General features: G+C 50.6%; 9 protein-coding genes and 1 rRNA gene. All 10 read right to left on the bottom strand.

Going from position 1 to position 7,711, the window contains the following annotated elements; genetic code table 11:
• Positions 1–299, bottom strand: a 16S ribosomal RNA gene (locus tag DFP94_RS23235); the annotation flags it as partial.
• Positions 300–661: 362 nt separating this feature from the next.
• Entirely contained in the window at positions 662–2,173 is a 1,512-nt protein-coding gene (lysS, locus tag DFP94_RS23230) for a lysine--tRNA ligase (RefSeq protein ID WP_114498856.1), read from the bottom strand.
• 82 nt (positions 2,174–2,255) lie between these two features.
• On the bottom strand, positions 2,256–2,732 hold the full coding sequence (gene greA / locus DFP94_RS23225; RefSeq protein WP_114498863.1) for a transcription elongation factor GreA: 477 nt from the start codon (positions 2,730–2,732) through the stop codon (positions 2,256–2,258).
• A 357-nt stretch (positions 2,733–3,089) separates the two neighbouring features.
• Positions 3,090–4,088 carry a tRNA dihydrouridine synthase DusB gene (gene dusB, locus DFP94_RS23220; RefSeq protein ID WP_114498855.1) on the bottom strand — a complete coding sequence of 333 codons (999 nt, stop codon included), beginning with the start codon at positions 4,086–4,088 and terminating at the stop codon, positions 3,090–3,092.
• Between the two features lie 160 nt (positions 4,089–4,248).
• Positions 4,249–4,455, bottom strand: coding sequence for a helix-turn-helix domain-containing protein (locus tag DFP94_RS23215; RefSeq protein ID WP_114498854.1), 207 nt, complete (start codon positions 4,453–4,455; stop codon positions 4,249–4,251).
• On the bottom strand, positions 4,407–4,955 hold the full coding sequence (gene folK / locus DFP94_RS23210) for a 2-amino-4-hydroxy-6-hydroxymethyldihydropteridine diphosphokinase (RefSeq protein ID WP_114498853.1): 549 nt from the start codon (positions 4,953–4,955) through the stop codon (positions 4,407–4,409). Before folK ends, DFP94_RS23215 begins: the two co-directional genes overlap by 49 nt.
• Before the next feature lie 9 nt (positions 4,956–4,964).
• Complete coding sequence (gene folB / locus DFP94_RS23205) at positions 4,965–5,327, bottom strand: dihydroneopterin aldolase (protein ID WP_114498852.1); 363 nt, start codon at positions 5,325–5,327, stop codon at positions 4,965–4,967.
• A complete protein-coding gene (folP, locus tag DFP94_RS23200; protein WP_114498851.1) occupies positions 5,320–6,189 on the bottom strand; it encodes a dihydropteroate synthase in 870 nt (289 codons plus the stop codon). The genes folB and folP overlap by 8 nt, the downstream gene beginning before the upstream one ends.
• Entirely contained in the window at positions 6,179–7,132 is a 954-nt protein-coding gene (locus DFP94_RS23195; protein ID WP_114498850.1) for an aminotransferase class IV, read from the bottom strand. Before DFP94_RS23195 ends, folP begins: the two co-directional genes overlap by 11 nt.
• A complete protein-coding gene (pabA, locus tag DFP94_RS23190) occupies positions 7,129–7,710 on the bottom strand; it encodes an aminodeoxychorismate/anthranilate synthase component II (RefSeq protein WP_114498849.1) in 582 nt (193 codons plus the stop codon). Before pabA ends, DFP94_RS23195 begins: the two co-directional genes overlap by 4 nt.
• Between the last annotated feature and the right edge of the window lies 1 nt (position 7,711).

The following is a 7,711-nucleotide window of genomic DNA, read 5'->3' as shown; positions in this document are numbered from 1 at the left end:
CTACGCATCGTCGCCTTGGTGAGCCGTTACCCCACCAACTAGCTAATGCGCCGCAGGCCCATCCGTAAGTGACAGATTGCTCCGTCTTTCATTATCTCTCCATGCGAAGAAATAAATTATCCGGTATTAGCTACCGTTTCCGGTAGTTATCCCAGTCTTACGGGCAGGTTGCCTACGTGTTACTCACCCGTCCGCCGCTAACTATCAGGAGAGCAAGCTCTCCATCAAGTCCGCTCGACTTGCATGTATTAGGCACGCCGCCAGCGTTCGTCCTGAGCCAGGATCAAACTCTCCAATAAGGATGGAAGGAGTCTCATGTCCGAAGGCATGAGGTGTTCCATCAAAAGTGTTTGACTTGCTCATTTAGAAAAACTGACGAGAAAATTAATTCTCATTTTAATACTCACTCGTTGTTCAGTTTTCAAAGATCAACTTCGCTTTTTTCATCACCGCCTCATCAGCGGCAACTTTCATAGTGTACAACATCCAGCGCAGTTTAGCAAGCATTATTTTTTCGATCATTTCTGATCTTCTTCAAAAAGCTTGTTACTTGCGACCGGATTTATAATATATCACGTATGCTCATACAATGCAACCTATTTATTAAGTAAATTCAATTAAAAACAGACCCCGCATAATGCAGGGTCTGCAGCAAGTTAAATTATTCAACATTATTGCGCATGTGCGGGAATAGCAGAACGTCCCGGATTGAAGCGGCATCGGTCAACAACATCACGAGACGGTCGATCCCGATACCCAGACCGCCAGTCGGCGGCATGCCATATTCCAATGCGCGAATGAAGTCATCGTCCATTTCATGGGCTTCATCGTTACCATGCTCACGTTCGAGCAGTTGACCCTCAAAACGCTGGCGTTGATCGATAGGGTCATTAAGCTCGGAAAATGCGTTCGCATGCTCACGAGCTACAATAAACAGCTCGAAGCGATCGGTGAATCGCGGATCTTCCTCATTCTTTTTGGCCAGCGGAGAGATTTCCACCGGATGTCCGAATACAAAGGTCGGCTGGATCAGGGTTTCCTCAACAAACTGCTCGAAGAACGCATTCAAAATATGTCCAAAAGTCATATGCGGTTCAACCGGTACTTTATGTTCCTTGGCCAAGCGATGAGCTTCTTCGTTGCTCATGTGAACGCCGAAGTCCACGCCGGTTACTTCTTTAACCGCATCTACCATAGATACGCGGCGCCATTGCGGAGTCAGGTCGACTTCCTGCCCTTGGTACTGCAAAATTTGCGTTCCCAGTACTTCTTGAGCGATATAAGCTATCATATTTTCAGTCAGGGCCATAATATCCTTGTAGTCGGCATAAGCTTCGTACAATTCGATCATTGTGAATTCCGGGTTATGACGCGTAGAAATCCCTTCGTTTCGGTACACCCGTCCGATCTCATAAACTTTCTCCAACCCGCCCACAATCAGGCGTTTCAGATGAAGCTCAATAGCAATCCGCATGTACAACTCCATGTCCAGCGCATTATGATGCGTAACGAAAGGACGTGCGGCCGCGCCTCCGGCGATGCTGTGCAAAGTCGGCGTTTCGACTTCCAAGTAGCCAAGGGAATCCAAATAACGACGCATGGATTGAATGATCCGGGAGCGCTTGATGAACGTTTGCTGTACTTCCGGATTTACGATCAAATCAACGTAACGTTGGCGATAGCGCAGCTCCACGTCCTTAAGGCCGTGATATTTGTCGGGAAGCGGATAAAGCGATTTGGACAAAACAACCAGGTTTTCAGCTTTGATCGTAGTTTCTCCGGTTTTGGTCTTAAACACTTCGCCGGTCACACCAACGATGTCTCCGAGATCAAGAACGCCGAAAGCCGCGTACTCCACTTCAGGCACGCTGTCCTGACGCACGTAAATCTGAATTTTGCCCGACAGATCCTGAATATGCGCAAAGCTGGCTTTGCCCATGACCCGTTTGGCCATAATCCGACCTGCGACCGAAACCTTCAACTGCTTCTCCTCGAGTTCTTCCTTGGTCAATCCGTCGTATTGCTTCAAAATCTCCCCCGCCATCGCGGTGCGTTCATACTTGCCGCCAAAAGGATCTACACCCAATCCGCGCAGCTCGTCCAATTTGTCGCGACGGACTTGCAGCAGTTCACTAATCTCAACGATTTCCTGGTTATTTTGTTCCTCGCTCAATTCGTTCCACTCCTTACAACTTGTATTTAAAACAGTGAAAGAAGCTTCCGCTGGGGAAGCTTCTTGGGACGCTAGTTCAGCCTTATTTCTTGATATCGATTATTTTATATTGAATGACGCCCGCCGGTACCGTCACATCGACTACAGCACCTTTTTTCTTACCGAGAATAGCCTTGCCGACAGGGCTTTCGTTCGATATTTTATTCTGCAGCGGGTCGGATTCTGCCGTACCGACAATCGCATATTCCGTCGTATCGCCATACTCCAAATCCTTAACCGTAACCGTTGAACCGATGCTTACTGTATCCGTATCGATCTCGTCATTGTTGATGATCCGGGCATTGCGCAGCATTTTTTCCAGGGTGATGATACGTCCCTCGATAAATGCCTGTTCGTTCTTGGCATCTTCATATTCAGAGTTCTCACTGATATCGCCGTATCCAATGGCGGTTTTAATCCGCTCGGCCACCTCGCGGCGTCTTACAGACTTCAGATTCTCCAATTCTTCTTCCAGTCTCTTCAGACCGTCCTGTGTAAGAATGACTTCTTTATCGCTCATCTCAACCGATTCTCCTGTCATGGAAATAATATTCGCACTGTGCGGCGGACTGCCGGGCAGCTTCAAACAAGGGCGCCTCCCCCAAAAAATGGAGAAAATAGGCTGTGATCTCCCTAAGAAGTTCCGTAATTCCCGCCTGACAACGGCCGTGAAAACTCACGCTTCATTGAGAATATCATATGCAATCGCATGGAGGTCAGACCATCCATGTTGTGGAAGTTATCTCCTGAGGCGAATTTATACTGTGAAATTATAGGATAACCATTCTGAAATGTCAATGACACCCCAATTTGCAAATGAAAACGCTTCATAAGGGGTGGGCTCTTCCGAAACAAAAACTCATTAACTACACGGCGCCTATGCAGACTCGGCTGTATCGCCTTCCGCGCCCATCTCAGCGACAAAACTTTCGAGGATCCGTGCCATTTCGTCGCGTCTGGTTTCCTCCATAATAACGTCTTTGACCCGGGCAGCGCCCTTGAGGCCTTTCAGATACCAGGCCAAGTGCTTGCGCATTTCCCGGACAGCGACGCTCTCGCCTTTGAGGGCGGCCAAACGGTCCATATGCAGGATCGCGATCCGGATTTTCTCCGCAGCTTCCGGCTCAGGCAGCAGGATTCCGGTTTTCAGATACTCAACCGTACGATATAGCATCCAAGGATTACCCAACGCGCCGCGCCCGATCATGACTCCGTCGCAGCCGGTTTGATCCAGCATGCGCTTGGCATCTTCCGGAGTAGCCACATCACCATTACCGATAACCGGAATAGACACGGCCTCTTTGACCTGTCTTATGAATTCCCAGTCCGCCTTGCCCGTATACAGTTGTTCCCGCGTACGGCCATGAACACTGACCGCTTTACCGCCCGCCTGTTCTACAGCCTTGGCGTTATCAACGACATAAATATGCTCGGCATCCCAGCCGATCCGCATTTTTACCGTAACCGGTTTGCTTACGGCATCCACAACTGCGGACACCATTTCAAAGATCTTGTTCGGATCGAGCAGCCAACGCGCACCCGCATCACATTTCGTCACTTTGGGCACAGGACAGCCCATGTTGATATCAATAATATCCGCATTCGTCTCCTGATCGACTACTTTGGCCGCTTCGACGAGAGATTCGCGGTCCCCGCCGAAAATTTGCAAGCTCAACGGTTTTTCCCGCTCATCTACGAACAGCATTTCTTTAGTCCGCTTGTTGCCGTGAATGATCGCTTTATCGCTAACCATCTCTGCGCAGACAAGCCCGGTGCCAAATTCTTTGGCTATTAACCGGAAGGCCGGATTGCACACTCCCGCCATCGGGGCTAGCACGACCTGATTTTTCATTTCTATATCACCGATCTTTAGCATGATAGTCCCTCCTTAAACGTTTGTGAGCTATACTTTCTGGGAATCTTCGTACAAAACTTGCTTCGAAAGCATAGGCTTGGTTTTGCCAGATTTGCCCCCCGGAAAGCTTCGTATCGACTAAACTCGGAATCATGACAGCGGCTTGATTTTTCAAGCCCGCCTACTCCGTCTGCTTCAACTCCGCCACAGTGACTCCGATAACATCTGCAATTTTATTTAAAATTTGATCTTCTGCACGGCGGTTTCCCCGTTCTATAGCCCCTAGGACAGCTAGCGATACGCCCGACTCGTCGGCAAGCTGCTGCTGCGTAAATCCCTTCAGTTTCCGGAATGCGCGGATGCGCTGGGCCAGATGCCTGTTTTCCAAAACCGTACCCCTTCCTTTCCGTCCATAAGGTTCAGGGCCGTATGCGCCAGCTCGTAAAGTCCCGTAGCATCCCCTTTCGGAACAATGTCGCAAAGCGGAACCAGCACAAAAGACCTCTCCAGCATTCGCGGATGGGGCAAAGTCAGGAAAGGCGTATCAATGATTTGCCCCTCCATCCATAACAGATCCAAATCTACCGTCCGCGGGCCCCAGCGGATTTTTCGTTCCCGTCCGAGGACAAGCTCGATTTCCAGCATGACCTTCAGCAGTGCCTCGGGGGTTAGCGTAGTCCGAAGCGCTAATGCCATATTGACAAAATTAGGCTGATCCACGTACCCGACGGGATCCGTCTCATATAAATTCGAACTGCGAAGCACCGTAATATCCGGTTGCCCGTCCAGCAAAGCTACGGCTTTTATTAACGTGGATTTCCGGTCCCCCAAATTAGCCCCTAATGCAATATAAGCCTCTGATCCGTCAGAGGTGGAATGTTTAGTCATGAATCCTTCTCACTTTCTGGATCGGTGCAATTCGACCGTCACACCTTCGAAATGAATGTCAAAAGGCGGATGCGGCTTCGTCACGCCGACCGTTAAGGCATCTACCATAGTATAAGTGTCCAAAACCGAGGATGCAATATGCTCAGCAAGCGCCTCGATTAATTTAAAGCTTTTTTGCTCGACGATTGCTTTCACATGTTCATGGATTTCAGCATAATTTACCGTCTCGGTAAGATCATCGTTCTGACCCGCCCGCCGCAAATCAAGTTCAAGCGCAAGGTCTACGTAGAAACGCTGGCCCAATTTCCGCTCTTCGTCAAAAACACCGTGGTAGCCGAAATATTCCATCCGGCGAATAATCATTTTATCCATAATTTATATCCCCCTGGCTTGTAGATGGTGCGTATAAAATGGCGTCGCACATTTGCACCGTACGCTTGATCTCCTTAACATCGTGAACGCGAACGATCTGGCACCCCTGCGCAATGCCGAAAGCGACGGTAGCCGCCGTTCCAAGCACGACCTCATCGGCTTCCAGGTCCAGAGCGGTGCGGATGAATTTTTTGCGCGAAGTCCCTAGAAGCATAGGAAATCCAAGCTCCATAAGCTGATCCAACGACTTCATCACCTGCAAATTTTCGTTATAATCTTTGGCAAACCCGATTCCCGGGTCCAAAATAATCTGCTCATCCCGAACTCCGGCTTCCCTGGCAATCCGGATGCACTCCATCAGATCGTCCGCCACATCCTTTAGCAAATCCTTGTAATTGCGATCATGACGGTTATGCATCAAAATAACCGGACATCCGAATTCCGCGGCCACACCGGCCATTTGGCGATCCCCCTTGAACCCCCAAATATCATTAATGATGTGGGCGCCCGCTTTGAGCGACTCCCGGGCCACCATCGCTTTATAAGAATCCACGGATAACGGAATATGCGGTATCTCGCGGTGAAGGGCTTCCACCACCGGAATTACGCGTTCCAACTCCTCCTGCTCGCTTACCTGTTTATGTCCGGGACGCGTCGATTCTCCTCCGAGGTCGATCAGGTCGGCCCCCTGCTCAATCATCTGTATAGCATGGCGAACCGCCCGGTCAACATCATTATAGCGTCCGCCGTCCGAGAACGAATCGGGAGTCACATTCAGGATCCCCATAATGAGGGTCCGTTCCCCTAGCTTCAGCGTAGTGTCCCCGCATGGGTAATTCCTTTTGTACAACTTATTGCGCATGCTGTCTCCCCACACTCTCTCTGTAAAAATATAAAAGCTGTCTGGTTATCCGGCCGATTTCCCCGTCACCTACACCTATACGCTTTCCGTCCGGTTCGGCAAGCAAAGTCACCGGCACCAGTTCCTGTACCGAGTTGGTTACAAACACTTCCTCCGCCCGCGCGAGCCTGTCCCAGGTATACTTCCCCTCTTCCATAGCCAATCTGCACTTAGCGGCAAGCTCAATCACTACAGCCCGGGTAATTCCCGGCAGGATGCCCGTTCCGATCTCTGGCGTATATAGTTTGCCTTTTTCTATAAAAAATAAATTACTGGCAATTCCCTCAGCCAAATGCCCCTCGGCGGTAAGCAGCATTCCTTCGGCAGGGAGCGAGTATGAGCTTAAAGATGGAGAGGCGCCTTGGGCGACGGGCAAGTTCGAGGTTTCAGCCGTCTCCCGAGCTTCATAGACCGCCAATTCGCGCCTTGCCAGCAAATTGTTCATATAGTGGAGCGACTTCAAGCGGACATCACTCTCAGGCGTGTTACGCCGGGTGCGGAGCAGCCATAGCTGCTTGCCTAGCGTATACAGTACCGGATTCACGGGGGGCAATGGCTTTGCGTATAGAATAACGGCAGGCTTCGAGTACTTTTCTGTAGTAAGGCCGAGCGGGCCTTCTCCCGCCGAAACGGTTAAGCGAATATAGGCTTCACTTAGGCCGTTCAAAGCCAGCAGTTCACCGATCTCCGTTTGCATCTTCTTGGCATCAGCCTCATAGGGAATGCCGAGAATACCACAGCCTTCGTTCAGCCTGGTCAAGTGCCTGTCCAACAGGCAAGGCTCTCCGCTATACGTCCGCAACGTCTCGAATAGCCCCATTCCGTACATGAAGCCGTGATCCATTACGGAAATCACGGCTTCGCCCGATGGGGTGGGTACTCCATTCACCCCGATGTATTTCATACTCTCGCTCCCGACTTCCGGTTCAGGAAGTTGCGGAGAATTTGATGCCCATGATCGGTAATGATCGATTCGGGATGAAACTGGACGCCTTCCACTGCATATTGCTTATGGCGCAGCCCCATAATCTCGCCTTCCTCCGTCTCTGCCGTAATCTCCAGGCAATCGGGGAGGCTCTCCCGCTCCACGATCAGGGAATGATAGCGCGTTGCCGTAAACGGCGACGGCAGCCCCGCAAATACCGATTCGCCCTTATGGTGAATCGGCGAGGTCTTCCCGTGCATCAGCCGCTCGGCACGGATCACGTTCCCGCCAAAAGCCTGACCGATCGCCTGATGTCCGAGGCAAACGCCGAAGATCGGAATGGATTCTTTGAAGCGTTCGATGACCTCCAGCGTGATCCCCGCCTCATTCGGCGTGCAGGGCCCCGGAGAAAGCAAAATATGGTCTGGGCGCAGGTCTTCAATCCCTTCCACGCCGATTTCGTCATTGCGCCGGACTGTTACCTCTTCTCCCAGCTCCCCCAAATACTGAACCAGGTTATACGTAAAAGAATCGTAATTGTCGATGACCAGTATCATT

Origin of the sequence: Fontibacillus phaseoli, from assembly GCF_003337355.1 — a bacterium.
In the GTDB taxonomy this organism is placed as follows: domain Bacteria; phylum Bacillota; class Bacilli; order Paenibacillales; family Paenibacillaceae; genus Fontibacillus; species Fontibacillus phaseoli.
Note: the sequence above shows the minus strand (reverse complement) of the source record. Positions and strands in the feature narration are given on the sequence as shown.